Origin of the sequence: Dyella marensis (assembly GCF_049532885.1) — a bacterium.
GTDB classification, from domain to species: domain Bacteria; phylum Pseudomonadota; class Gammaproteobacteria; order Xanthomonadales; family Rhodanobacteraceae; genus Dyella_D; species Dyella_D marensis.
In genome coordinates this window covers 3,633,775-3,657,548 of record NZ_CP064029.1, presented here as the reverse complement: position 1 = coordinate 3,657,548, position 23,774 = coordinate 3,633,775, and the positions used below count along the sequence as shown (strand labels likewise).

Sequence of the window (23,774 nt, the reverse complement as noted above, 5' to 3'; positions counted from 1 at the left end):
GCGTTCAGTGGCTTACGCCAACCACGATGCCCGAGCCGATCCATTCCGCCAGCAGCTGGCCCGCACGCGCAATGCCTGGCTCTTCGCCGAGGCGTTCGGCCAGCGCATCGCACAGCGCGCCGAAATGCCCGTCTTCCTGCAAGGAAAGCAGGGCCGCATGTTCGATCGCATCGACCTGGCGCAGGCGTGATATGAAGCCCTGGCGCCAGGCGACGAGACCTGCCGGTGCTTCGAGCATTTCAGCCTCCGGCACCGGCGTTTCGTCCTGCAGCGCCGACCAGATCGCCATCGCGTTGGTGGTGGCTGCGCGGTGGCGCAGCCCGGGGCTCAGGCGCAGCTTAGCCGTCTCCCAATCGACGCCATCGAGATCGGTGGGCGAGAGCGCCGCCGCATCGGCCGCGACGAAAACCTCCGACAGCGTCCATTCGATCCACGCAAGCTCCTGCAGGTCGGGATTGTGCGGATACAGCGCCTGCAGGCTGTCGGGGAGATCGGCGCCATAGGCGTCGAGGGTCCACGAGGAAGGCGGTTGCCGGTCGATGTAATGGATGGCCAGCTGCAGGAAGGCCTCGTCGCCCATGGCCAGCTTCAGTTGCGGATAGCTGGCGCGCAACACGTTGACCAGTTGCGTACGGTAGTTGTTCTGGTAGGCAGCCAGGCCGCGCGTAGCGACCAGGCCACGACGCAAACCGTCGTCGTCTCCCGCCCGCACCAGCCAGTCGCTGAAATCCCGCTGCATTTCGGCCAGCATCACGCAGCTTCCTTCACCGCCGCATGGCCATCGCGCAAGCTTCGGGCGATAGCCAGTTCGGCGAGCAGCTCCGGCAGCGGCGGAATGGCGTCGTCGCGTTCGATCATGGTGGCGACCGGGCCGAACATCGCGGTGGCGGCGGCATACAGCGACCACACTTCGTCGTTGACCGGCTGGTCGTGGGTGTCGATCAGCAGATCCTGGCCCTGGGTGTGTCCAGCCAGGTGGATCTGGCGCACGCGGTCGGCGGGTATGCCGTGCAGATAGGCCTGCGCATCCCAACCGTGGTTCTGCGCACTGACATGGATATTGTTGACGTCCAGCAGCAGGCCGCAGCCGGTGCGGCGGCTCATCTCGGCAATGAATTCCCATTCGGTCATGGTGGACGCCGCGAAGCTGACGTAGCTGGACGGATTTTCGAACAGCATCGCGCGGCCCAGCGCTTCCTGCGCCATGTCGATGTTACGGCAGACCACGGCCAGCGTTTCCTCGGTGTAGGGCAGGGGCAGCAGGTCGTGCGAATTGAAATGGGCGAAGCGCGACCAGCTCAGGTGATCGGAAACGAACAAGGGCTCGATCGTATCCGCCAGCTTGCGCAGGCGCTTCAGGTAATCGACGCGCAAACCATCCGCGGACCCGATCGACATGGACACGCCATGCAGGATCACCGGGTGCCGTTCGCGCACGCGGCGCAGGATGTCCAGTGGCTGGCCGCCATCGACCATGAAGTTCTCGGAGATCACTTCGACGAAGTCGACCGGCACGTCGGTGTCGAGAAAGTCGCGGTAGTGCTCGCGGCGCAGGCCGAGGCCGTAGCCGTCGAAGGTGGGGATGGCGTGGGACATGGTGTTGCTCCTGCGTTCGCTTGAAAAAGGAGGTTGATTGCTCGCCTCGACCAGCCCCCTCTCCCGAGAGGGCTGGGGTGAGGGGCCGGGCGGAGCGCGACGTCGAATCTGGAGGAGGGCTCAAAAGCTTTTCTCCGCTCCGTTGAAATCTCGTGGCGAGCCCCGGCCCCCTCATCCGCCCGCCGGCACCTTCTCCCCGGAGGAGAAGGGAGGCTCCGACTTGGAGCCTATTTACTTTGGCTCAGTCAACGTCCCGCCCGCCGCCAGGCACTCCGCCTTCGTCTTCACGACGACGCCCTGACCTTTGCAGTCATTAAGCCCTTTGCAATCGTGCTTCGAAGTGGCGCAAAGGCTCTCGCCCTTGCAGCTGTTGACGCCATAGCAGCGCACCGGTTCGCGCTGCTGCGAACCCTGGTCGGCCGCCTTGACCGGCGAGATGACGGAAGCCGCGGCAATGGCGATGAGTGCGGCCGCAGCAGCGAGGCTGGAACGGGACTTGGTAGCGATGATGCTCATGAGATGAATCCTTGAATGGATGAAATGGAATAAGAGAGAAGAAACTCAACGCACGCCGTTGGCGGCGTCCTCGATCACCCTGGCTACGGCCTCGGGCTGCGAGATGTACACGGCGTGGCTGGCCTTGATTTCGGTGACCTTGGAGCCGGCGCGCTGGTACATCCAGCGCTGCAGGTCGGGGCTCAGCGCGCGGTCGTCGGTGGTCACCACGGCCCAACTCGGTTTGCTGTGCCAGGCGGCGACCTGCATGGTGGCGCCGAAGGCGGCGGTGCTGGCGGGCACCTGCGAGACGGCCATGAAATCGGTGCGGTTCTTGCCGAGGTCGCCGGCGAAGTCGTCGCCGAACTTCTGCGGATCGAAATACAGATGGCCGTCGCGGGTCGGCATCACGTCGTTGCTCGGCGAAGGCATCGAGCCCACCACCTGCGACAGGCTCTCGCCCACGTCCGGCTGCACGCCGGCGACATAGACCAGCGCCTTCACCTTGTCGCGGTTGCCGGCCTGGGTGATCACCGCGCCGCCGTAGCTGTGGCCGACCAGCACCACCGGGCCGTCCTGCTGGCGGATCAGTTCGCGCACCTGTTCGGTGTCGTTGGCGAGCGTGTCGATGCGCGGCTGCGCAACGACCACCTTGTAGCCCTTGTGGATAAGGATGTCGTGGACGACGCGCCAGCCGGAGCCGTCGACGAACGCGCCGGGCACGATCACGACGTTCTTGATGGCGGGCGTGGGCGCCTCGGCGGCGGTGGCTGCGCCGGTGGCGACGGCCATGGCGATGGCAATACCTAGCAGGGTACGCATGGAATGGATTCCTGGTTGACTAAGCGGTTGGAGTGGGTTGGCAAAAAGAATTTCAGCGTTGGCGCCGCCGCAGGCGGTCGAGCGACCAGTCGCCGCCGCCGTAGACGATCAGCGGCAGCAGCAGGGCGGCCCAGGTCAGATGGGTGGGCCACGCCAGCGGATAGACGAAGATCTCGATCACCGCGGTCATGCCCAGCAGCGCCAGCGCCGACCAGCGGGTGAACAGGCCGGCCACCAGCAGCACGGGGAACAGATGCTCCGCACCGGTGGCGAGCCGGGCCGCCCAGTCCGGCGGAATCACCGGCAGGGCGTACTCGGCGACGAACAGGTCGTAGGTCGACTGCTTGATGGTGAGAAAACCTTCGACCTTGGTGCGTCCGGACTGGAAGAACACCGCGGCGATGGCCAGCCGCCCGATCAGCAGCAGCGCGGCCTCCGGCAGCGCGCGGGTCCAGCGCGACGTGGCCGTCGCCACCGTGTTCATTGGCGAGGCTCCAGCGTGCCGTAGCCCTTGGGCGTCTTGATCGTGGTGCAGGTGCCCTTGTCGACCAGCACCCAGGCATTGCCCTGGTAGTCGGTCTTGGACGTGCCGGCGCAGGTGGTGCCGGCGCCGGCGGCGCAGTCGTTCTTGCCGGCGAGAGAAACGCCGTAACATTTTTCCATGGGCTTCCTCTGCGCTTCGTCGGCATGGGCCGAGGCGGCGAAACAGGCGAGGCCGAGGGCGAGGGTGGCGGCGAGCCTGGCGTGCGTGCGGTGCATCGGTGTTCTCCTTGCGATGGTGTGGGCGTAAGGGGTCAGATCAGGTGGATCGCGACGTCGATGTTTCCGCGCGTCGCCTTGGAGTACGGGCAGGTCTGGTGGGCGCCGTCGACGATGGCCTGGGCGGTATCGCGATCGAGGCCCGGCAGGCTCACGTTGAGCCGCGCCTGCAGGAAGTAGCCGCGCTCGGGCGTATTACCGAGGTCCACGTCAGCCTGCACTTCGGTGCCGGCCGGCAGGCGCACGCCGATCGACTGCGCGGCGAAGCCCATCGCGCCGATAAAGCAGGCGGACCAGCCGGCGCCGAACAGCTGCTCGGGATTGGTGCCGGCACCCGGCGCACCCGGCGGGGTCAGCTGGATGTCGAGGCGGCCGTCGTCGCTGCGCGACTGGCCGTTGCGGCCGCCGGTGGTGGTGGTCTTGCCGGTGTAGAGAACGTTGCTGCTCATGGGATGGTTTCCTGGTGGTTGGCCATCGCGCCGGAATGGCGGCGGCCGGTGGACACAGGAAACCGCGGCGGCGTATCCCGCTTGTGTCGCCGCAGGTGCCCAAAGGCAACGCAATGTGTAGCGGGCGGGGGCCGATACGTTTCGATACAAAAGCCGCGGCGCGGGCGCCGGTGCGGGCCCGGGCGGCTTGTACATTCGGATACAAAAAGCCGCTTCGGCGGACATGGAGGGGATAAGGCGCGGCGCTTCAATACGCACCTGGGCAGCGCATGCGCTGCATCGCCATCACGAGGACATCCCCATGCGTTATCTGAAAATCACCGCCGCCGCCCTGTTCCTGGCCGCCGCCTGCGTGGCCGTCTGGCCCGGCACCACGCCAGCTGCTCTAGCGCCGGAGCGCGAGGCGCGCTCCGCACCGGAACTGGCCGGCGCCGGCCCGTGGTTCAACTCCGCGCCGCTCACGCTGGCCGACCTGCAGGGCAAGGTGGTGCTGGTGGAGTTCTGGGCGCGCGAATGCATCAACTGCATCCACGTGCTGCCGCACACGCGCGAGTTGCACGACCGCTATGCCGGCGACGGCCTGGTGGTGATCGGCGTGCACACGCCGGAATACGACGAGGAGCGCGACCCCGCCGCGCTCAAGGCCGCCATCGCGCAGTACAAGATCGACTGGCCGGTGGTGGCCGACAACGACTACAAGCTGTGGAATGCCTATGGCAACCGCTACTGGCCGGCGCTGTATCTGATCGACCGCAACGGAAAGCTGGTCTACAGCCACTTCGGCGAGGGAAACTACCAGCAGATCGAGCAGCGCGTGCGCACGCTGCTCGGCAAGGCCTGAACGGGCGCGCCGCAACGGGGCAAGGTATGGACCACATCGACAACATCCTGGTCGTGGACGACGACCGCGAGATCCGCAACGGCGTGGTGGACTACCTGCGCAAGAACGGCCTGCGCGCCAGCGCGGCGGTGGACGGGCGCGACATGTTCGCCCAGCTCGACGGCTCGGCCTTCGACCTGGTGGTGCTGGACATCATGATGCCGGGCGACGACGGCCTGGTGCTGTGCCGCACGCTGCGCGGCGGCAAGCACCGCGCGCTGCCGGTGGTGCTGCTCACCGCGCGCGACGACGAGACCGACCGCATCGTCGGCCTGGAGATGGGCGCGGACGACTACGTGACCAAGCCGTTCGCGCCGCGCGAACTGCTGGCGCGGATCAAGGCGGTGATCCGCCGCACGCGCATGCTGCCGCCCAACCTGCGCGTGACCGAGGCGGCCAGCGAGCTGGCGTTCGGCCGCTGGCGGCTGGACACCACTGCGCGCCACCTGCTCGACGAGCACGGCACCATCGTGCCGCTCAGCGGCGCCGAGTTCCGCCTGCTGCGCGTGTTCCTCGACCATCCGCAGCGCGTGCTGTCGCGCGACCAGCTGCTCAACCTCACCCAGGGGCGCGACGCGGAGCTGTTCGACCGCTCGATCGACCTGCTGGTCAGCCGCCTGCGCACGCGGCTTTCCGACAATGCCAAGGACCAGGCCTACATCAAGACGGTGCGCAGCGAAGGCTATGTGTTCAGCATGCCGGTGACCGTGCCGGGCGAGGGCGCATGAGCGCGCAAGCCGCACGCACGCCGCGCTGGCTGCCGCGCAGCATGGCGTCGCGGCTGTATCTGATCATCGTCGTCGGGTTGGCGCTGGCGACCGGGTTGTCCTTGGCCTTGGCGTTCTACGAGCGCTTCGAAAGCGCAACCGCGGTCATGCTCAATACGGTGGAGCACGACGTGGCCACCTCGGTCGCCGTGCTCAATCGCCTGCCGGCGGCGGAGCGCGCCGATTGGCTGGGGCGGCTGGAGCGCGACAACTACCGTTACCTGCTGGACGCGGGCAAGCCGGGTTTTCCGCTGATTTCCCAGCGCTCGCGCGAGTTGTCGCAGCGCATCGCCAACGAAGTCGGCCCCGCGTACCGCGTGCATGCCGAGGCGATTTCCAAGGTGCCGGAACGCTACCAGGTGCACTTCACCCTGGGCGATGGCACGCCGCTCACGCTGGAAGTCACGCCCGCGCTCAAGCCGGTGCAGCCCTGGCTGCCGCTGGTGCTGGTGCTGCAGCTGGCGACGGTGCTGCTGTGCGCGTGGCTGGCGGTGCGGCTGGCGACGCGCCCGCTCAGCCGGCTGGCCGAGGCGGCGGAGGCGATGACGCCGACCGCCGACGGTCCGCGCCTGCATGAGGACGGCCCCACCGAAGTGGCGCAGGCCGCGGTCGCCTTCAACACCATGCAGGAGCGCATCGCGCGGCATCTGAAGGAGCGCCTGCACATCCTCGCCTCGATCTCGCACGACCTGCAGACGCCGATCACCCGCATGCGCCTGCGCGCCGAAGGGCTGGCCGACGGCGAGGAGCGCGACAAGCTGCTGGGCGACCTGAAGGCGATGGAGCACCTGGTGCGCGAAGGCGTGGCCTATGCACGCAGCGCGCACGGCGGCGCGGAGACGCCGGTGCGGCTGGATATGGATGCGTTCCTGGAGAGCCTGGTGTTCGACTACCAGGACATCGGCAAGCCGGTGACGCTGGAGAGCGTGGCCGGCGGCACCGCGATGGTGCGCCGGCAGGCGCTGCAGCGCGTGCTGGGCAACCTGGTCGACAACGCGATCAAGTACGGCGGCTCGGCCGAAGTGTCGTCGTGGCGCGACGCGGGCGGCGCCTTGTGCATCGCGGTGGCCGATCGCGGGCCGGGCATCCCGGAAGACGAACTCGAACAGGTGCTGCAGCCGTTCTACCGGCTGGAGGCTTCGCGCAACCGCGACACCGGCGGCGCGGGCCTGGGCCTGGCGATTGCCGCGCAGTTGGCATTGGCGATCGGAGGTGCGCTGAAACTTGCCAACCGCGAGGGCGGTGGCCTGGTGGCGACGGTCAAGCTGCCTTGAATTGGCGTGGCGTGGGGCATGTCATAAAAGGTGGCATCTTCGACATTTAAGTCGAGACCCGCCAGGCATACAAAGTCCGCATCTGCCCGGCATCCCGCTGGCGCATGCGGAGCATCGACATGAGCACCCACGCACACGGCACCGCCCTGATCACCGGTGCCTCCACCGGTATCGGCGCCATCTACGCCGACCGCCTGGCCCGCCGCGGCCACGACCTGATCCTGGTGGCGCGCAACCGGCAGCGCCTGGACGAACTGGCCCGCCGCCTCACCGACGAAACCGGCCGCTCGATCCAGGTGTTTCCCGCCGATCTCGGCGATCCGGCCGGCGTTGCCGGCGTGGAGCAACTGCTGCGCACCGATCGCAGCATCTCGATGCTGGTGAACAACGCAGGCATGGGAGCGGTGTCGCCGCTGCTGGAATCGGATGTGGCGCGCATGACGCAGATGATCGAGCTGAATATCGGCGCGCTTACGCGTCTCACCTATGCGGCGGTGCCGGGTTTCGTCGAGCGCGGGCAGGGGGCGGTGATCAATATCGCTTCGGTGGTGGCCATTGCGCCGGAGCTGCTCAACGGCGTGTACGGCGCCACCAAGGCCTACGTGCTCGCGTTCACCCGCTCGCTGCAACACGAACTCGCCGCGCAAGGCATTCGCGTGCAGGCGGTGCTGCCGGGTGCGACGGCGACGGAATTCTGGGCGGACTCCGGCAAGCCCGTGAGCGAATTGCCGCCGGCCATCGTGATGACGGCGGAGGCGATGGTCGATGCCTCATTGGCCGGCTTCGACCAGGGCGAGGTGTTCACCATTCCGGCGCTGCCGGAACTGGGCGACTGGGCCGCCTACGAAGGCGCCCGCGAAAAGCTGCTGCCGCAACTCTCGCGTGCGCAGCCGGCGGTGCGCTACCTGCGCGCGGTGGATTGAGCTTCAGGCCCGTGCGATCGCCAGCAACGCGCCTGTCAGCGCCAGATTGGCCTGCCAGGCGCGGATCGCCGCTTCGCGCGCCGCGCCTTCGGCGCGCCGGAAGTCCAGCATCATCAGCGAGGCCAGCACGGTGAATGCGGCCAGGCCCAGTGCGGCGAGGCGCAACTGAAACTGCAGCGCGAGCATCGTTCCGGCGATGAGCTGGAAGATCGAGCCGATGGCGAGCGTGGCGTTTGCGCAGGGAATGCGGCGCGCGGACAAGGTGGCGGACAGGCCGGCAAAGTGGCGGAAATGCAGCGCGCCGTTCACGGCGTAGTACAGGCCGAGCAGGACGTAGCCGAAAGAGGCCAGCCATGGAAGTGCAAGCATGCGGGACGCCTTGGATCGCCGATGGATCCAAAGTGTCCGCAAGGCGCAAGCGCGGTGCGGTCCCGATCTTGCTGAATCGGCGCGGCGCTATCCCGCTCCTTCGAGCTGCGCGGCCAGCCGCGGCTTCAGCGCTGGCCATTCCTCGCTCACGATGCTCGCGCCGGTTCACCGACCTGCGGGCGGCGAAGGCGTTCGCCCTGGCGATTCGATGACGGCCGGCTTGCGGCGCCTCAGGCGGCAGCCGCGCGCACCGATGCCTGCGGGGCGGGTGCGCGCAGCAGCAGATAGAACGCGGCGACGTGGGTGATCATCAGCAGCGGCACGTAGATCACCGGGATCGCATACGCGGCGCCCAGCTCGCCCGCCGTGGCGGGAAGGCCCGCCTGCACGGCGTGGTAGTAGTCCAGCAGCAGGTCGGCCATGCCGACCGCGTTGAAGGCCACCACGCAGGTCCAGAACATCGGGCGCATGCGCACCGTCATCAGGGCCAGCAGGGCCAGTACGCCAGTGGCCAGATCCGCATAGGCCGCGAAGCCGGCGAAGCTTGCCGGCAGATGCGGACCGACGACGCCGGGCATGATGAATACCAGGCCGAAGAAGCGGAAGCTGTGCAAGGTGGCGATGGCGCGGAGCGCATCGATGCGCTCCATCGAGCGCAGCCAGGGCCAGAGATAAGCGCGGAAGCAGAGCAGCCAGGCAACGTAGCCAAGGATCATCTGCGTCAGAAAGATAGCGGCAGGCAACATGTCGGCCCCCCATCGGGTGGTGGCTTGGGTCTATGCCGGAAACGCCGCGGGCGTGGAAAGCGCCGCGGCTCCATTTGGTACCGGGTGGTACCGGTGAAACTCATGCTACGGTACTGGAGGGTACCAATGCAAGGATCTTTACGTGAAGAAGCCAGCCAGCGTCGAAGCCGGTCCAGCGCCGGTGCGCGAGCGGATACTGCACGCCGCCATGGAAAGCTTCATGGAGCTGGGCTACACCGAGGTCAGCACCTTGAAGATCGCCACGCGCGCCCAGGTCTCCAAGCGCGAGCTGTATGCGCTGTTCGGCAGCAAGCAGGCGATGCTCGCCGCCTGCGTCGCCGACCGCGCGGAGCGCATGCGGTTGCCGACCGGCTTGCCAGCGCCGCTCCATCGCGAAGAGCTGGCCGCCATGCTGGCGAAGCTCGGCGCCACCGTGCTGCGCGAAGTGACGCAGCCTGGCGTGATGGCGGTCTTCCGTCTCGCCATCACCGAGGCGCAGCGCGCGCCCGAAGTGGCGGCAACACTCGATACCGCCCGCGCTTCGATCCGCATCGCGGTGCACGACCTCGTCGCCCAGGCGCAAGCATCCGGCATGCTGGCCGCCGGCGATCCGCGCGAGATGAGCGCCCGCTATCTTGCGCTGCTCTGGGGCGACCTGATGATCAGCCTGCTGCTGCGCCTGCGCGAGGCGCCCAAGGCGAAGGAATGCGAACAGCGGGGCGGCCAGGCCGCCGCGGATTTTCTGCGGCTCTATCCGGCGGCGAGGCGCTGATGCCGATGCAGCTGGACGAGCTTGGCGAGCGCATCGGCGGCCCCTGCCGTCCGCGCGCCATCGAACCCTGCTGCCGCCAACGGGACCTGCAACGCCAGCGCCACGCGCTGCGCAACCATGTGAGCGTCGCGTCACGGAAGATGCTGCACAAGCACGCCGGGCGGGGCTGCCCTATGGCCTGAGCGCAGCGCTCGCGTTATCGTCGCCTCATGCCATGGGGCTTGCGCGTGCGCAGGATGCGCGCCGCGGTCCCTGGCCACCGGGCCGATCCGCGCATACGGCGTCAGGGGGAGGAAGCAGGCAGGTCATGGCGACGACGAGCGGTCCGCCGAAAGGGCCATCCCTGTTGAGCATCTTCGTGTTCGGCAGCCTCACGGCCGTGCTGCTGTTCGCCGTGCTGATGAGCGGCCTGCGCTCGGATTTGCGCGCCCAGCTGGGCGAGAGCAGCCACCGCACGCACGAAGTGGCTGCGCACGTGTCGCAGGCGGTACGCATGCCGCTGCGCTTCAGCGCCAATTCGCTGACCTTCATCGCCGAGGAATCGAACCGGCTGCACAGCGTGGCGCCGGAGCAGAGCGAGGTGCTGCTCAAGGGCATGGTGGCGGAGATCATGCGGCGGCAGCCGCAGATCCTGCACATCGACGTGGTGGATGCGGCGGCCTCGGCCTCGTCGGGCACGGTGCCGGAGGTATCGACCGGCACCGTATGGGCCTCCTGTGGCATGGGCGAGCTGCGCACCGTGGGCGCGCCATGCTTCGGCCCCGTGGAGAAGACGGCCGGCGGCGAAGTGATGTACGTCGCGGCGCCGTTCGACGAGCATCGGCGGATCGTGGCGGACATGCAGGTCGCCGCGCTGGAGCGCGCGGTGGTGAACGTGCCGCATGCGAACGACATCTTCTTCGCGCTCGAAGATGCGCAGGGCCGCGCGATCGTGCAGGGCGGCGATGCCAGGGCCGCCGCCGCGGATGCCAACGCATTGGTGTCGCCATGGTGGGTGCGCCATCTGTTCGGCTGGCAAGGGCCGCTGCCGTTGCGGGCCACCACGGCCATCGAGCCGTATCCATTCAAGGTCGTCGCCGGCATCACCTACCAGAAGGCGCTGGCGCCGTGGCGCCGGCAGGTAATCGCGGCCACCGCCTTCTATCTGTTCTATCTGTTCGCCTTTGCCAGCCTGCTGGGCGTGATCTATCGCTCCGGCAAGGTGCAGCGCTATTACATCGAGCACCTGCAGGCCAAGACGCAGGAACTGCACACCGCGCAGCGCGTGGGCCGCACGGCGATCTGGACGTTCCAGCAGGGCCGGCTGGCCTGCACCGACGAAGAGGGCGAGATCTTCGGCCTGCCCGGCGGGAGCAAGGCGGCGAGCGTGCGGGCATTCCTGGCCATGGTGCATCCGCAAGATCGTGCGCCGCTGATCGCCCAGGCCGGCGCCGCATGGAGGAACCAGGACAACCTGCGCGCCGAATTCCGCATCCGTACCGCCGACGGCAGCGAGCGCAGCCTCTCCGCGGGCGGCAAGGTGGTGGTCGGCCAGGACGGCGCACGGTTCATGACCGGCACCGTGGTCGACGTCACCGAACAGGCGCAAGCGCACCGGCGCCAGGCCGAGAGCGAGCAGCGCTTCCATTCGCTGTTCGACCGCAATCCGTTGCCGTTCTGGGTGTTCGATGCCGAGTCGCTGCGCATTCTCGAGGTGAACGCCGCGGCGGTGCAGGTTTATGGCTATACGCGCGAGGAGTTTCTCGCGATGACCATTTTCGATCTGCGCGATCCTGGCGAGAGCCCCGGTCTGGTGGCGTACCTGGCGTCCGGTGACGCGCGCGGCGCGCCGAAAGTGTGGACGCATCGAACCAGGCAGGGCCGGGCGATCGAAGTGCGCATCCATGCCGCCGACATCGTCTTCAACGGCGTGCCGGCGCGGCTGGTGCTGGCCGAAGACGTCGGCCAGCAGCTGGCGGGCGAACGCGAGCTGGCGTATCGCGCTTCGCACGATCCGGTGACGAAACTGCCGAACCAGCATGCCTTGCTGGCGAAGCTGGACGAGCTGGCCGCCGAAGGCCAGCCGTTCGGTGTCACCTATGTTCAATTGCTGGGCATGGATGCGGTGGCCGATACCTTCGGCATCAACGTCGCCGCCGGTGTGCTGCGCGCGATGACCGCGCGGCTGGTGCAGCGGGTGGGCGGCGATGGTTTCCTGGCGGCGGTGAACGACGAAGCATTCGCCTGGGTCGCGCCGCGCGAGCGCATGAGCGAGGCCGCGCTGCAGGCGGTGGTGCAGTGCGCCGCGGATCCGCTGTATTTCGAGGAAACCCAGCACCAGATGGAGATCGTGCTCGGCGTCGCCAGCTACCCCAAGGACGGCGGCCAGGGCGACGTGCTGTTCGCGCGCGCCGCGCTGGCCGCGCATGCGCATGTGCGCAGCCACCGTTCGGTGCATTACTTCGAGCCGGCGCTGGCGCAGCAGTCGAAGGAGCGCATGCAATTCTCGGCCAGCCTGCGGCGCGCGGTGCGGCGCCACGAGTTCGAAATGTATTTCCAGCCGATCACCGGTTTTCCCGACCAGCGCCTGATCGGCCTGGAAGCGCTGATGCGCTGGCCGCAGGCCGACGGTTCGCTGATACCGCCGTCCACCTTCATTCCGGTGTGCGAGGAGTCCGGCCTGATCGTGCCGCTGGGACGCTGGGTGCTCAGCCAGGTGGCCAAGGCCAGCCTGCAATTGAAGGAGGCCGGTTTCGACGACCTGCCGATCGGCGTGAACATCTCGCCCGCGGAGCTGCGCGGCAGCGATCTGGTCGCCAACCTGCGCGCGGTGCGCGCGGCCTACGAGCTGGCCGACCACGCCATCCATATCGAGCTTACCGAGACCTGCCTGATCGAGCACCGCGACAAGGCCATCGAAGTGATGCGGCAGCTGCGCGCCGATGGCGTGGCGGTGGCGCTGGACGATTTCGGCACGGGCTTTTCCAGCCTTTCCTATCTGCACGACCTGCCGATCGACATGCTCAAGATCGATCAGGCCTTTATCCGCGGCGTCGACAGCGACGCGCGCTCGGCGACGATCTGCGATGCCATCATCGCGCTGGGCAAAAGCCTGGGCATCCGCGTGATCGCCGAAGGCATCGAGCGGCCCGCGCAATACCAATGGCTTTATCGCCATGGCTGCGATGGCGCGCAGGGTTTCTACCTGGGCCGGCCGGAGCGGCTCGCGGATTTCCTGGCGCAGTGGACGCCGGCCAGGGCAAGGGCGGAGTAGGCGGGGCGCCAGGCGCCTGCACCCCTGGCCATTCGGTCTACTTGAAGGCCACCAGGGCCGCGAGTACTTTCCCCCGGCCTCGCGGCGGGGAAGCAACAGTGCGCTGGTCCGCAGTTTTCGCCGGCGCGGCGCCTTAACCTGACGCGCACATTCGGGTTGGCAAACTGATTCATCGAACGTCAGGGACAGGCGCGCCGCGGCCACGCGGGCGACCACGACGAAGCACGGGGCAGCACAGGGACTGGATGTGCCAAAGACACGAAGCGGACAAGGATCTCGCATGCATCATGCAGCTTCGCGCACACCGGCCGCGGGCCGGTTCATGCTGTTCGCCGCCATCGGTATGCTGGGCGCCGGCCCGCTCCTGGCCGCGTCCGGCCAGCCACACGATCACGTCAAGGAGAAACATGCGATGACCACGTCGGCAGCTACCGACTCTCTCAGCGCGAGCCAGGCGCTGCAGCGGACGCTGGAACTGATCCGCGGCAGCAAGAGCGTCGCGGACATCACCCCGGAGTCCATGCAAGGCGCGTTCGGCGTGCCGGTGAAGAAGGTCGACTCGGAGGAGTTCGGCTACGGCCAGCGCCTGCCGGGCAACTGGGCCTTCAGCATCATGCGCCAGGAAGTGGACGGCGAAGGGCGCGTGGACCTGAACTTCGATCCGCTGCCGGGTACCCAGGCGGCGCTCAAGGATATCTGCGAGCCGGATTTCGCCCGCTTCACCGCGGAGCTCGAATCGATGGGCTTCGCCCGCCATTCCGCGCACGGCGAACACAATCGCTGGACCTACGACGCGTTCGAGCGTCCGGGCATGCGCGTGGAGGTGTATCCGGAGGTGGAACACGCCGACAACGGCGAGCCCTCCGGCCCGACCTGCGTGAAGATGGTGCTGGTACGGTAAGGAGACCGTCATGCCTTTGACTACACAAGCCCAGGCGGTGGTGGATGCGTTCGGGCACCAGCCCGGCGTCACCGCGCAACAGCTGCAGAACCTGCAGAACACCCTCAACGGTTCGCCCGCGCTGACCCAGGAGGTCAACGACGCGGTGGCGGCGGGACACCTGCAGCGCATCGTGCCGCTGAACAATCCGCACGCGGGCGGCGAATACAGCCCGCAGGACAAGGAAATGCGGCTGCCGCTGACGATGCTCACCTCGCCAGCGCACGGCAGCTACCAGGCTGGCGAAGCCACCTTCGTGCTGGGCCACGAGCTGCAGCACGGCTTCAATGCCGCCGAGAAGGCCCAGGCCAGCGCCAGGTTCGGCCAGGAGCTCACCGCGGTGGCGCAGTCGCCCGGCCACCAGCACGACTACACCGCGCCGATCGGCAACCTCATTGCCGCCAGCCGGCGCGACGAGGCGGGCGCGGAGATCTCCGGCTGGAATGCGATCGTCAGCGCCGCGCAGAAGGATGCGGCGGACCACCATCGCCCGGCGCCCACGCTGCAGGACATCTACAAGCAGCAGCCGTTCCGTATGAATGACTTCATCGACGTGGACCGCAGCCACGTGCCGCCGACCTATTCGATGAAGCCCAACCTCGAGGTCGACGCCAACCTGCACATGGCGACGTCGGCGAAGAACCTCGAAGGCATGGGGCAGAACTACTTCGACCGTGCCGGCGGCCTGGGCCACAACGGCAATTCCAGCTACGCCAACTATTACGGCGCCAACGCCATCAGCGACGCGATCCGCTTCGAGCGGCACTACAATCCGCCGCAGCCGGGCGTGCCCGCGCACGAGCTGCGGGTGGACATGGCGAATCTGCGTCTGAGCCCGAACATCGTGGCGCAGAACGGCATCGACCTGGGCAGCAACACCACGCCCGTGCCTTATGTCGACCGCAGTTCCGGCACGTCGGTGGATGCCACGTTCCGGCACAGCGCCACCACGCATACCTACCAGCCGATCGCTCCTCTGCCTTCCGGCGCGGAACCCGGCGTGACGCGCCTCGACCAGGCCTCGCATCCCGACAACGGCCTGTATCGACAGACCCTGGACGCCGTGCACCGCCTGGACGCGCAGGTCGGCCGCCAGCCCGACGTCAGCAGCAACAACCTCGCCGCGGCAGTGGCGGTGCAGGCGCGCCGCGACGGCCTCAACGAGATCAACCACGTCGTGCTGAGCGAGGACAAGAGCAAGGCCTTCGGCGTGCAGGGCGACCTGCATTCGCCCACCAAGCAGATCACCGAGGTGGGCACGGCGCAGGCGGTCAATACCTCGGTCGCGCAGAGCAGCCAGCAGTGGCAGCAGCACCGCGCCGCGCAGCCGGAGCAGCAGGGCCAGCATCAGCAGCAGGGTCAGCAGAACCAGCAGGCGCAGGCCCAGCAGGGGCGATAGACCGGCCTGCGATCCGGCGAATCCGATGCCGGCTTGAAAATGAGTGACCGAAGGCGCCGCTTGCCGGCGCCTTTTTTCTGGGCGGCACTCAACGGACCTAGCGTTCGTCGCGCTGCACTGGCGGCGGCTGCGGCCTGCCGCAGCAGGCGCGCAACGCGCGCAGAGCTGGCAAGGGCCGATACTGCCGGTCGAACAGGCCGAAGCGATGTTCCGGATCGCTGGCCGAATCGCCATCGTTGACCAGGTCGTACCACCAGACGCCGCCGATGTGCGGATCGCGCCGGGCCAGCCGCATGAAGCGTTCCAGATAATCGGCGACCAGCTCCGGCGCGTAGCCGGCATCGTGCGCAGGCCAGCCGATTTCCGTGACGTACATGGTCACCGGCCGTCCCCGCTGTCTGCTGAGGCGGGCCTGGATGTCCTGGACCCAGCCGATGGCGGCTTCCGGCGTATGCGCAAACAGCGGACGGCCGTAGTTGTACGGATGGATGCTCACGCCGTCGATGACGTCCAGCACGCCGCTGCGGCCGAACGCCTCGAACCAGGCCGTATCGTTGTCGGTCGCGCCGCCGGCGATCACCTTGGCCCGCGGATCCGCCGCTCGGATGGCGGCCGCCGCGGCGCGGACCAGCGCCGCATAGTCGCCGACGCTGCCCACGCTCCGGGGTTGCGCGGTAGAGCCGGCGCCGATATTCCATTCGTTCCAGATCTCGTAGTAGCACGCCTTGCCCTTGAGCCGGCCGGCGAGCCAGCGTGCATACGCCGCAAAGCCTTTTCGTGCTTCGGGCGTGGTCACCAGACCGCCGGTCTCGTACAGCGGATTGCCGTAGTCGACGATGATCAAGGGGCAGAGGCCCTGCGCGGGTGCATCGTCGGCTGCGCGAATGACGGCATCGAGATCGGCTGGTACGTCGTAGATGCCTTTCTTCCGCTCCACGGCCGACCAATAGACGTCGTCGCGCCAGGAAGTGGCGCCGGCTTCCCTGATCATACGCTCGACGGTATGCGGGGCCAGGCCGCGATGCCAGCGATGCGTCTGCACGCCGATCTCCATCGTTTCGGAGGCATGCGCGCGGTTCATCGCGCCGATCAGCAGCAACGCGAAGAACAGATACTTCATGGCTGCCGTTCCCGCCGCCAGTCGAATTCGACCGCAAGCAGCAGAAGGAACAGCATGATGCCCACCTTGTGCCGGAAGTAGGAACCGAAATCAGGCTCGAACAGTGCCGACACCATGGTGAAACCCAGCACCGCGCTCGCCGCGAGCGAACGGACGGCGCACTGCGGCCGCCGCCACGCACGCCACAGGCATGCCGTCAGATACGCCTGCAGCACGACGAACGGTGTGTATGCGAGCGAGACAGGCAGCAGATTGAATGGCAGCAGCATCGTGCCGAAAGTGACGATGCGATTGCCGAGGAAACCCCAGGCCTGGCCATCGTCGAAGTAATATTCGATGCGGCTGGCCGACACGCCTTCGAGATAGCCGGCGCGGCCCTGGTCGAGCAGGGCCAGCGGCAGCCGGTGATAGCACAGCAGCAGCGCGCCGCCCATGCCGATCAGGCCGGCGATCCACCAGCGCTGGCGCCGCCATAGCGCGAAGTTGTAGAGGAAGATCAGCGCATACGCGAGGTAGTAGATGCGGAAGTACAGCCCGCAGACCGCCATGGCGGCCGCATACGCCCATGCGCAGCCGCGCAGGCCGAGCACGCCGGCACGATAGGCGCCGAGGGAGGCCGCCATCACCGCAAACGGGATCAGTTCCTTGGAAATGCAGAAGAAGAACGGCGATAGCAGTACGACCAGTGCGAAGAACACCGTCATGTTCGCCGGCGTGGCGCGCAGGCGCCAGCGCATGGTGAACGTGGCGATGCCGGCGAAGAACGAGGCGCCGAAGACCAGGTTGGTCAGCAGCAGATCGTCGCTGTAGCGCAGGCCGTAGTCGTCGAGGCGGATGCCCAGCGCAGCCAGGCCGCGCAGCAGCGGATGCAGCACATAAGCGGCCGCCCCGTAGGAGTTGCCGAGCCACTCGAGCCTGGGCCGTTCGCGGATGATGGTGAGTCCGTCGAAGTACAGCTTGTCGTGCCACACCAGGGGAATCAGCGCCGACAGCGTCGCCGCGGCGAGAAAGCAGAACAGCAGCAGGTTCAGGCGTCCGACCAGGCGGTTCAGATCGTCATGCGCCATGGGCGATCCTTGCGTAGAAGCGATCGAAGCGTGGTATCGCCTGTGCGATGTCGAAGCGTCCGGCGGCGGCGTCCAGGGCATGGCGCGACATGTCGTGCCACGTATCTGGAGCTTCCAGCAGCTGCCGGATGCGCGCGGCCATGGCCGGCGCGTCGTCCAGCGCCACCAGGAAACCGTTGCGGCCATGCTCGATCACGTCGCGGATCCCATCGACGTCGGTGCCTACCACCGGAATGCCCAGACAGTTGGCTTCGGCCAGCACATAGCCGAAGCCTTCGTAGGTCGAGGTGAGCACGACCACGGCTGCTTCGGCCATGCGCGCCACGATCGTCTCGTAAGGCAGCCAGTCGGTGACCTGAAGGTCGGACGGCTGCAGGCCGGCATCGCGCATCATCGCGGCGAGCCTGGCGCGGTCGCCGGGATAGTGCCCGGCGCCGATCAGATGACATCTGGCCTTGGTGTCGCGGCGCAGTTCGCGCACGACCTGCAGGAACATCGGCAGGTTCTTCTGATCGCTGATGCGGCCGGGCAGAAGCACCTCGCGGCGATCCGTGCATACCCTGCGCCCGACCATCAAAGTCGTGGCGTCCACTGCATTGGGCACGCAGGTCACGCGCGCCGGCGTGCAGCCGATGTCAGCGATGGCGCGCTGGTACTCGGACGGCGATGTCGCCAGCACCCCGCTGCGCGACAGGCGGTCGAGCGCGCGTTCGGCCATCAGGTAGAGGCGCCGCCGGGAGCCCTGCTGTCCGAGGTAGTAATAGGCGTGCGGCGTATAGACGACTTTACTGTCCAGCCCCAGGCAGGCGAGCCGGCCCAGCAGGCCGGCTTTCGAACTGTGCAGGTGGACGATGTCGGGCCTGCGCTCACGGATGAGGCGGCGCAGACGCCATAAACAGCGTAGGTCGCTCAAGGGGGCGATGGCGCGCTTCATCGGCAACAAGGTCACCGGCATGCCTGACGCGCGGGCGAACTTTGCGAGCGCGCAGGTTCGGGGCAGCACGAAGGCCAGCCTTGTCCGCCGTGGATCGCCGTGGGCGGCCAGCAGGCGCAGATAGGTTTCGACGCCGCCGAGGCAGCCGGTGACATGGATGACGTCGACAGGACCATGGAGCGGTGGGCGATGCGCGCGATCGGGTGCGGCTATCGAAGGCCTTTGGTTGAAGGCGCCGATGAAGCCCGCCAGGACCAGCGCCTGCGTTGCGACCATGCCCCATGCGGATGCCTCCGCACCGCGCGGCGCGAGCACGAACATCAAGCCCAGGCCCAGCGGCAGCATCGAGCACGCATAGACGCGGAACAGCCGGCGCGGGTCGGCCTGGGCGCGCAGCGCGGCGCGATACACCGCCACCGCTACCCATAGCGGCGGCAAGAGCGCGGCGATGCACAAGGTCTTGGCGAAGCCGGCATAGCTGTCGCCGTAAACCAGCCGGATCAGGCTGTCGCTGAGTCCCGCGACGAGCAGGCTGCCGAGCGCACTGACGCCGAACAGCAGGCTGCTGGCCAGATGGATGCGCCGCCGCTGCGCGGCATGGTCGCCATCGCGATACGCCGCGGCGAGCATGGGCAGCCAGGCGGTGCAGGCGCCGGCGAGCAAGGTATTGACTGGCGCCACAAGGTTGAGCACCGCGCGCAAGCCACCGTTCTGGGCAGCATCGCCCCACAGCGGCATGACGAACAGATAGCCATTGCCCGAGGCCCAGATCAGCAGCGCCGCGGGCAGCGCCCAGACCGCGTAGCGGCCGATGCCGCGCAGGCTGGCGCGGAACAGGCCGGAGAAATACCGGTCGGGCCGCCGCAGCGAACACCACAAAGGCCACGAGGCCAGCGTCGCGCCCAGCGCGATGGACTGCATCGGCTGCCAGCCATCGCCGCGCCATGCGTAGCCGATTGCCATGCTCGCCAGGGTGGCGCCGGCATAGATCAGCGTGGACAGCAGCACCGGCCAGGGCCGCGACTGGCGGTAGCAATACGGCTTGACCGACCAGTAGCAACTGCTGGCGATCAGCGCCAGGAAAAACGCTGGCGTGCACGCGGTGCGCAGCGGCGGCAGCCACAAGCCCGCCAGGGCCAGCAGCGTAGCCGCGCCGGCGGCGAGCAGCAGCGCGCTCAGCGCGATCGGCAGCGAACCGTAGCGGCGCAGGCCTCGGCGCACGATGCCGCCGAGGCTGAAGGTTTCGCCGATCAAGGCCGAATGCACGATGCACAGCATCACGATCAGCGCATAGGCGAACGCGAAGTTGCCCAGCGCGACGCTGCCGCCGAGGCGGGCGATCAGCGCGCCGAGAATGAAATGCGTGGCGGCGAGGACCGCCTGGTCCGTCGCCCCGATGACGGATTGCGCGCCTTCCCGGCGCAGGAAACGTAGCAGCTTCATGGCGTATCGAAGCTGCCGGAGCGTCGGCGGTGCACGGGCGCGTGGCGCGGATCGATGGCGGCCGACGTCATGCCGTCGCCTCGCCCGCTTGCGGTTCGTAGCTGTAGCGATAGCTGCCATAGGCCGCATTGCGCAGGTCGGCCTGGATGCCATTGAGGATGATCCCCGCCAGCGGCACGCCCGCGCGATCGAGGCGCGCCTGCATTTCGGCGAGTTCGGCTTCGCTGCTGACGCCATAGCGCGCCACCGCGTAGACCAGGCCGGCCTGCCGGGCCAGCAGGACGGCATCGGCGACCGGCAGGACCGGGGCGGTATCGACCAGCACGATGTCGTACGCGGCCGCGGTGGCCGCCAGCCACGACGGCAGGCGCGGCCGGTGCAGCAGTTCGATCGGATCCTTGACCTTGGCGCCCGCACCGATCACGTCCAGGCCCTGGATGCCGCTGTGCTGGATGACGCCCGGCGGCAGCAGAAGATCGCCGCGCAGCTGCTGCGTCATGCCCGGCGTCGTGCGCAGGCCGAAGGCCTCCGCCAGCGCGCCGCGTCGCAGGTCGCCATCCAGCAGCAGCACCCGCCGGCCGGCCTGTGCGAGGACGATGGCGAGATTCGCGGCGACGAAGGACTTGCCGATGCCGGCCGTGGCGCCGGTGACGATCACCACGTTGTTGCGTGCCTCCAGCAATTTGAGCTGCAGCTCGATGGCCAGGCCACGCAGGCTTTCCACCACCGGGTCGTGCGCATGCGTAAGCGCGAGCGGCCGTTCCGGTGTGGAAGGTCCGCGCCAGCTCCAGCGATGGCGCCCAGGCTGCCGGCGCAGCGGCAGCAGCGACACGACGGCGTTCCCGCTGCGGCGCTCCAGTTCGCGCGGATCGGTGACGGGCCCACGCCATAGCGCGCGGCCGAACGCTGCCGCGATGCCCGCGATCAGGCCGAGCACGAGGGACCCGAGCACGACCAGCGCGCGGCGAGGCCTGACCGGCTTCTCTTCCACGTCGGCGGCATCGACGACGTGCACGTTGCCGACTTTCCCGGCCTTGAGCAGGCGCAGCTGCTGCGCGCTGTTGAGCATGGCCGTATAGAGCTCGGCGCTGACCCTGGCTTCGCGGGTCAGGCGCATCAGCGCCTGTTCGGTATCCGGCAGGGTCTTCACCTGGGTTTCCAGCGTCTGCAGCTCCTGCGTCAACCCGCCGGCCTGGCTGTCGATGGCCTGGATCGCTTCGTGTCCGGGCTGAAGGTCCTGCAATCGTGCGCGGCGTTCCTGCCCGAGCAGGCTCAGGCGGGTCTGCAGCGCCACCATCTGGCCGAGTTTCAACTTGGCGCTTTCGCCGAGGTCGATGACTTCGTGCCGGTCGCGGAAGGCCAGCAAGGCATCTTCCGCGGTTTCCAGTTCGCGCTTGAGCGCAGGCAGTTGCTGCTGCAGAAAATCCAGCGATTTCTGCGCCTGCTCGGCCTTCTGCGCGCTGTTGAAATGCACGTAGGCGTCGCCGAGCGCATTCAGATAGCGCGCCGTGCGCGCCGGGTCGGCACCGTCCAGGGTCACCGTGATCACGCCGGCGTCCTTGGCCTTGGCGATGACGCCGATGCGTTCCTGCACGTCGGCAATGGCCTTCAGGCGCGGCTGGCGCTGCAGCTCGAAACGCGAATTCTCCGCGGCATCGATCGAGCCGATTTGCAGGATCGCCACGCCCAGCGGAGTGTCCAGCCGCAGCGGCGCCCCCGCCACACCGGCGGCTTGCTTCGCCATGCCCGGTACGGCGACACGGTAACGCCCTTGCGCGAGTGCGGTGACGGTAAACGTCCGTCCATACAGGGCGCGCGGGAGATCGAAGCGATCAACCCGCAACGATGCCTCGCCCCACACGTAGCCGCCCAGCGCGGGCCGCGGCGCTGCCACGCCCGCACGGCCGGCGAACAGGTGGCCGAGCAGCGGCAGGCGCAGGGGCCGGACGACGATGTCGTAGCGGGCGTCGTCGATCGCCGCTCCGATCACGCGGCGCGAGCGCAGAATCTGCATCTCCGCGTCGTCCGAGGATTTCACGCCGAGAAAATCGCTGAGCGAGCCGAGCAGCTGGTTGCTCACGCTGCCGGCATTGCTGTCGATCTGGATCATCAGCTCCGAGCGGTAAATGGGCGTGGCGAGCAAGGCATAGGCGAGGCCGAGCGCGAACGCGCCCAGCACGGTCTTGCCGATCAGTGCCCGCGCGCGCCAGAGCATGTCGAGCAGGGCGATCAGGTCGACCGCCTCGGCGGGTGCGCCGGCCGTGTCGCGCGTCGACGCGCTCATCGCGCCGCTCCCGCCGGCGGCGCGGTCAACGACGCCAGGCGCGCCGTCCAGGCCTCGACTGCGCCGGCAAGCTGGCGCCGGCATGCATCGAAGGCGGTGCGGGGTTGGCCATAAGGATCGGCGATCGGTGCACTCTCCATCAGCTGTACGCGCCCGCGCAGCGACGGATGCTGCTGGTGAATGAGCTCGCGCAGCATCTCGTCCATGGTCAGGATCAGGTCGTGGCGGCTGGCCAGTTCGCGGGTCAGACGCTTGGTGCGATGCGCGGAAAGATCGACGCCCCAGTCGTCCATGGCGGATATCGCCAGCGGATGCGCCGGCTGTGCCGGCGGCGCACGCAGGCCAGCCGAATCGATATGCAGCCATGGCATGGCGTGGCGCGCCATGCACGCGGCCATGGGGCTGCGGCACAGATTGCCCACGCAGACGAACAGCACGCTGCGGATCATCGGTCGTCCCCCGCGCGCCGGCTGTTGTAGAGCACCATGCTGCTGGACAGCAGCAGGTTCATCACCCGGTTCCAGCGCACCAGGCCGGATGGCTGCACATAGACCAGATCGTTGGGTCGCAGCGGAAAGCGCGCCGCCAGGGCCAGGCCGACCGGGGTCCTGGCGTCGAGGCGATATACCGTGGGCGTCGACGCGGCGTTCTCCAGCCTCACCACATAGACATTGCGCGAGTCGGCCGACACCTGGCTGATCGAGCCGGCCTCGGCGAGCGCTTCGCCGAGACTGAGCGAACCACCATGCAAGGGCAGGGGGCGCGGCGCGCCCACCTCGCCGGCGACGAAGACCGGATGATCCATGCGTTCGTCGATACGGATGCGGTCCTGGTCGCGCAGATGGATGCGTTCCGAGCCGATGCCGTGGCGGCCCAGCGCAGGGAGATCGAGGCGGTAAGCCTGGCCGTCGCGATAGAGCCAGATCCAGCTGGAATCGCCACTCGGCGACAGGCCGCCCGCGTCGGACAGCGCCTGGGCGAGCGTCATCGGCACATCGGTGATCGCCTGCTTGCCCGGCGAACGCACGGCTCCAGCGACGTAGATCTTCCGGCTTCGGTACTCCAGCACGCGCAGATTCACTCGCGGTGCGTGGAAGAAGCGGGACAGCGCCGCCGCCAGGGCATCGCGCGCCTGCTCCACGGTTTTTCCGGCGACGGGCAGGGAATCCGCATAGGGGAGCGACAGCCGCCCTTGGCCATCGACCGCGAAGCCTTCCGCCTTGGCCGCCACAGCGTCTCCGCGCATGGCCGGCGAGGCGAGTTCGGGATGATGGAGCACGCTGATGGCGAGGACATCGCCCGGTCCGATCGCGTAGCCGGTGCTGGCCGGTACGGCGGTCAGGGCAAGCACCTGCTCGGCCGGGCCGGCATCGGCGGCATGCTGCTGCAGTTCGTCGATCCGGGCCGTGATGGTGACGACGGGCGGCATGCCGGCATCCGCCTGCATGCCCGGCGCGAAGGCGCAGCCGCCGGCCATGGCCA

At 68.0% G+C, this 23,774-nt stretch carries 24 protein-coding genes; 9 read left to right on the top strand and 15 right to left on the bottom strand.

Going from position 1 to position 23,774, the window contains the following annotated elements; all coding sequences use genetic code 11:
- Positions 1-4: 4 nt before the first annotated feature.
- From ISN75_RS15805 to ISN75_RS15775, 7 genes are all read right to left on the bottom strand, one after another.
- The gene (locus tag ISN75_RS15805; protein WP_246866617.1) at positions 5-751 is read right to left on the bottom strand and encodes a DNA-binding domain-containing protein; all 747 of its coding nucleotides are present in this window, start codon (positions 749-751) and stop codon (positions 5-7) included.
- Positions 751-1,596 carry a DUF692 domain-containing protein gene (locus ISN75_RS15800; RefSeq protein ID WP_343818414.1) on the bottom strand — a complete coding sequence of 282 codons (846 nt, stop codon included), beginning with the start codon at positions 1,594-1,596 and terminating at the stop codon, positions 751-753. Before ISN75_RS15800 ends, ISN75_RS15805 begins: the two co-directional genes overlap by 1 nt.
- 231 nt (positions 1,597-1,827) lie before the next feature.
- Positions 1,828-2,112, bottom strand: coding sequence for a hypothetical protein (locus tag ISN75_RS15795; RefSeq protein WP_343818416.1), 285 nt, complete (start codon positions 2,110-2,112; stop codon positions 1,828-1,830).
- Between the two features lie 45 nt (positions 2,113-2,157).
- Positions 2,158-2,913: an alpha/beta hydrolase gene (locus ISN75_RS15790; protein ID WP_343818418.1), complete on the bottom strand. Its 756-nt coding sequence runs from the start codon at positions 2,911-2,913 to the stop codon at positions 2,158-2,160.
- A gap of 52 nt (positions 2,914-2,965) precedes the next feature.
- The gene (locus ISN75_RS15785) at positions 2,966-3,397 is read right to left on the bottom strand and encodes a DoxX family protein (RefSeq protein ID WP_343818420.1); all 432 of its coding nucleotides are present in this window, start codon (positions 3,395-3,397) and stop codon (positions 2,966-2,968) included.
- Positions 3,394-3,672 carry a DUF2282 domain-containing protein gene (locus ISN75_RS15780; RefSeq protein ID WP_343818422.1) on the bottom strand — a complete coding sequence of 93 codons (279 nt, stop codon included), beginning with the start codon at positions 3,670-3,672 and terminating at the stop codon, positions 3,394-3,396. Before ISN75_RS15780 ends, ISN75_RS15785 begins: the two co-directional genes overlap by 4 nt.
- Before the next feature lie 35 nt (positions 3,673-3,707).
- Positions 3,708-4,121: an organic hydroperoxide resistance protein gene (locus ISN75_RS15775; RefSeq protein WP_168646918.1), complete on the bottom strand. Its 414-nt coding sequence runs from the start codon at positions 4,119-4,121 to the stop codon at positions 3,708-3,710.
- 301 nt (positions 4,122-4,422) lie between these two features.
- Between ISN75_RS15775 and ISN75_RS15770 the strand changes: the two genes are divergently transcribed.
- The 4 genes from ISN75_RS15770 to ISN75_RS15755 all read left to right on the top strand — a co-directional run bounded on the left by ISN75_RS15770 (position 4,423) and on the right by ISN75_RS15755 (position 7,965).
- Complete coding sequence (locus ISN75_RS15770; RefSeq protein ID WP_343818424.1) at positions 4,423-4,962, top strand: thioredoxin family protein; 540 nt, start codon at positions 4,423-4,425, stop codon at positions 4,960-4,962.
- A gap of 26 nt (positions 4,963-4,988) precedes the next feature.
- Positions 4,989-5,729 (top strand): response regulator, encoded by a 741-nt coding sequence (locus ISN75_RS15765; RefSeq protein WP_168646919.1) that lies wholly within the window; start codon positions 4,989-4,991, stop codon positions 5,727-5,729.
- Positions 5,726-7,042 carry a HAMP domain-containing sensor histidine kinase gene (locus ISN75_RS15760; RefSeq protein WP_343818426.1) on the top strand — a complete coding sequence of 439 codons (1,317 nt, stop codon included), beginning with the start codon at positions 5,726-5,728 and terminating at the stop codon, positions 7,040-7,042. The genes ISN75_RS15765 and ISN75_RS15760 overlap by 4 nt, the downstream gene beginning before the upstream one ends.
- 119 nt (positions 7,043-7,161) lie before the next feature.
- Positions 7,162-7,965, top strand: a complete 804-nt coding sequence (locus ISN75_RS15755) for an SDR family oxidoreductase (protein ID WP_343818427.1) — start codon at positions 7,162-7,164, stop codon at positions 7,963-7,965.
- A gap of 3 nt (positions 7,966-7,968) precedes the next feature.
- Here ISN75_RS15755 and ISN75_RS15750 read toward each other — a convergent pair whose 3' ends face one another.
- Complete coding sequence (locus ISN75_RS15750) at positions 7,969-8,334, bottom strand: DoxX family membrane protein (protein WP_167253903.1); 366 nt, start codon at positions 8,332-8,334, stop codon at positions 7,969-7,971.
- A 230-nt stretch (positions 8,335-8,564) separates the two neighbouring features.
- Entirely contained in the window at positions 8,565-9,080 is a 516-nt protein-coding gene (locus ISN75_RS15745) for a hypothetical protein (protein ID WP_343818429.1), read from the bottom strand.
- 142 nt (positions 9,081-9,222) lie between these two features.
- Here ISN75_RS15745 and ISN75_RS15740 point away from each other — a divergent pair, with 142 nt between their 5' ends.
- The 5 genes from ISN75_RS15740 (at position 9,223) to ISN75_RS15720 (ending at position 15,444) form a co-directional block, all read left to right on the top strand.
- Positions 9,223-9,852 carry a TetR/AcrR family transcriptional regulator gene (locus ISN75_RS15740; RefSeq protein WP_343818430.1) on the top strand — a complete coding sequence of 210 codons (630 nt, stop codon included), beginning with the start codon at positions 9,223-9,225 and terminating at the stop codon, positions 9,850-9,852.
- Entirely contained in the window at positions 9,852-10,034 is a 183-nt protein-coding gene (locus ISN75_RS15735) for a hypothetical protein (protein WP_167253916.1), read from the top strand. The genes ISN75_RS15740 and ISN75_RS15735 overlap by 1 nt, the downstream gene beginning before the upstream one ends.
- Positions 10,035-10,159: 125 nt before the next feature.
- Entirely contained in the window at positions 10,160-13,105 is a 2,946-nt protein-coding gene (locus ISN75_RS15730) for a putative bifunctional diguanylate cyclase/phosphodiesterase (RefSeq protein ID WP_343818432.1), read from the top strand.
- A 280-nt stretch (positions 13,106-13,385) separates the two neighbouring features.
- The gene (locus tag ISN75_RS15725) at positions 13,386-14,006 is read left to right on the top strand and encodes a hypothetical protein (protein WP_167253920.1); all 621 of its coding nucleotides are present in this window, start codon (positions 13,386-13,388) and stop codon (positions 14,004-14,006) included.
- A gap of 10 nt (positions 14,007-14,016) precedes the next feature.
- Complete coding sequence (locus ISN75_RS15720; protein ID WP_343818435.1) at positions 14,017-15,444, top strand: XVIPCD domain-containing protein; 1,428 nt, start codon at positions 14,017-14,019, stop codon at positions 15,442-15,444.
- A gap of 97 nt (positions 15,445-15,541) precedes the next feature.
- Here ISN75_RS15720 and ISN75_RS15715 read toward each other — a convergent pair whose 3' ends face one another.
- The 6 genes from ISN75_RS15715 to ISN75_RS15690 form a co-directional block, all read right to left on the bottom strand.
- Positions 15,542-16,564: a cellulase family glycosylhydrolase gene (locus ISN75_RS15715; RefSeq protein ID WP_343818437.1), complete on the bottom strand. Its 1,023-nt coding sequence runs from the start codon at positions 16,562-16,564 to the stop codon at positions 15,542-15,544.
- Entirely contained in the window at positions 16,561-17,631 is a 1,071-nt protein-coding gene (locus ISN75_RS15710; RefSeq protein ID WP_343818438.1) for a hypothetical protein, read from the bottom strand. The genes ISN75_RS15715 and ISN75_RS15710 overlap by 4 nt, the downstream gene beginning before the upstream one ends.
- Positions 17,621-20,008, bottom strand: coding sequence for a glycosyltransferase (locus tag ISN75_RS15705; RefSeq protein WP_343818439.1), 2,388 nt, complete (start codon positions 20,006-20,008; stop codon positions 17,621-17,623). The genes ISN75_RS15710 and ISN75_RS15705 overlap by 11 nt, the downstream gene beginning before the upstream one ends.
- Positions 20,009-20,075: 67 nt before the next feature.
- The gene (locus ISN75_RS15700) at positions 20,076-22,292 is read right to left on the bottom strand and encodes a GNVR domain-containing protein (RefSeq protein ID WP_343818440.1); all 2,217 of its coding nucleotides are present in this window, start codon (positions 22,290-22,292) and stop codon (positions 20,076-20,078) included.
- A complete protein-coding gene (locus ISN75_RS15695) occupies positions 22,289-22,741 on the bottom strand; it encodes a low molecular weight phosphotyrosine protein phosphatase (RefSeq protein ID WP_167253932.1) in 453 nt (150 codons plus the stop codon). Before ISN75_RS15695 ends, ISN75_RS15700 begins: the two co-directional genes overlap by 4 nt.
- Entirely contained in the window at positions 22,738-23,769 is a 1,032-nt protein-coding gene (locus ISN75_RS15690) for a polysaccharide biosynthesis/export family protein (RefSeq protein ID WP_343818890.1), read from the bottom strand. The genes ISN75_RS15695 and ISN75_RS15690 overlap by 4 nt, the downstream gene beginning before the upstream one ends.
- Between the last annotated feature and the right edge of the window lie 5 nt (positions 23,770-23,774).

Coding starts and splice junctions, on each gene's coding strand:
- ISN75_RS15735 (WP_167253916.1), top strand. CDS start 9,852: ATGCCGATGCAGCTGGACGAGCTTGGCGAGCGCATCGGCGGCCCCTGC.
- ISN75_RS15705 (WP_343818439.1), bottom strand. CDS start 20,008: ATGAAGCTGCTACGTTTCCTGCGCCGGGAAGGCGCGCAATCCGTCATC.
- ISN75_RS15700 (WP_343818440.1), bottom strand. CDS start 22,292: ATGAGCGCGTCGACGCGCGACACGGCCGGCGCACCCGCCGAGGCGGTC.
- ISN75_RS15770 (WP_343818424.1), top strand. CDS start 4,423: ATGCGTTATCTGAAAATCACCGCCGCCGCCCTGTTCCTGGCCGCCGCC.
- ISN75_RS15715 (WP_343818437.1), bottom strand. CDS start 16,564: ATGAAGTATCTGTTCTTCGCGTTGCTGCTGATCGGCGCGATGAACCGC.
- ISN75_RS15780 (WP_343818422.1), bottom strand. CDS start 3,672: ATGCACCGCACGCACGCCAGGCTCGCCGCCACCCTCGCCCTCGGCCTC.
- ISN75_RS15785 (WP_343818420.1), bottom strand. CDS start 3,397: ATGAACACGGTGGCGACGGCCACGTCGCGCTGGACCCGCGCGCTGCCG.
- ISN75_RS15690 (WP_343818890.1), bottom strand. CDS start 23,769: ATGGCCGGCGGCTGCGCCTTCGCGCCGGGCATGCAGGCGGATGCCGGC.
- ISN75_RS15745 (WP_343818429.1), bottom strand. CDS start 9,080: ATGTTGCCTGCCGCTATCTTTCTGACGCAGATGATCCTTGGCTACGTT.
- ISN75_RS15795 (WP_343818416.1), bottom strand. CDS start 2,112: ATGAGCATCATCGCTACCAAGTCCCGTTCCAGCCTCGCTGCTGCGGCC.
- ISN75_RS15775 (WP_168646918.1), bottom strand. CDS start 4,121: ATGAGCAGCAACGTTCTCTACACCGGCAAGACCACCACCACCGGCGGC.
- ISN75_RS15760 (WP_343818426.1), top strand. CDS start 5,726: ATGAGCGCGCAAGCCGCACGCACGCCGCGCTGGCTGCCGCGCAGCATG.
- ISN75_RS15765 (WP_168646919.1), top strand. CDS start 4,989: ATGGACCACATCGACAACATCCTGGTCGTGGACGACGACCGCGAGATC.
- ISN75_RS15800 (WP_343818414.1), bottom strand. CDS start 1,596: ATGTCCCACGCCATCCCCACCTTCGACGGCTACGGCCTCGGCCTGCGC.
- ISN75_RS15730 (WP_343818432.1), top strand. CDS start 10,160: ATGGCGACGACGAGCGGTCCGCCGAAAGGGCCATCCCTGTTGAGCATC.
- ISN75_RS15695 (WP_167253932.1), bottom strand. CDS start 22,741: ATGATCCGCAGCGTGCTGTTCGTCTGCGTGGGCAATCTGTGCCGCAGC.
- ISN75_RS15805 (WP_246866617.1), bottom strand. CDS start 751: ATGCTGGCCGAAATGCAGCGGGATTTCAGCGACTGGCTGGTGCGGGCG.
- ISN75_RS15725 (WP_167253920.1), top strand. CDS start 13,386: ATGCATCATGCAGCTTCGCGCACACCGGCCGCGGGCCGGTTCATGCTG.
- ISN75_RS15755 (WP_343818427.1), top strand. CDS start 7,162: ATGAGCACCCACGCACACGGCACCGCCCTGATCACCGGTGCCTCCACC.
- ISN75_RS15750 (WP_167253903.1), bottom strand. CDS start 8,334: ATGCTTGCACTTCCATGGCTGGCCTCTTTCGGCTACGTCCTGCTCGGC.
- ISN75_RS15790 (WP_343818418.1), bottom strand. CDS start 2,913: ATGCGTACCCTGCTAGGTATTGCCATCGCCATGGCCGTCGCCACCGGC.
- ISN75_RS15720 (WP_343818435.1), top strand. CDS start 14,017: ATGCCTTTGACTACACAAGCCCAGGCGGTGGTGGATGCGTTCGGGCAC.
- ISN75_RS15710 (WP_343818438.1), bottom strand. CDS start 17,631: ATGGCGCATGACGATCTGAACCGCCTGGTCGGACGCCTGAACCTGCTG.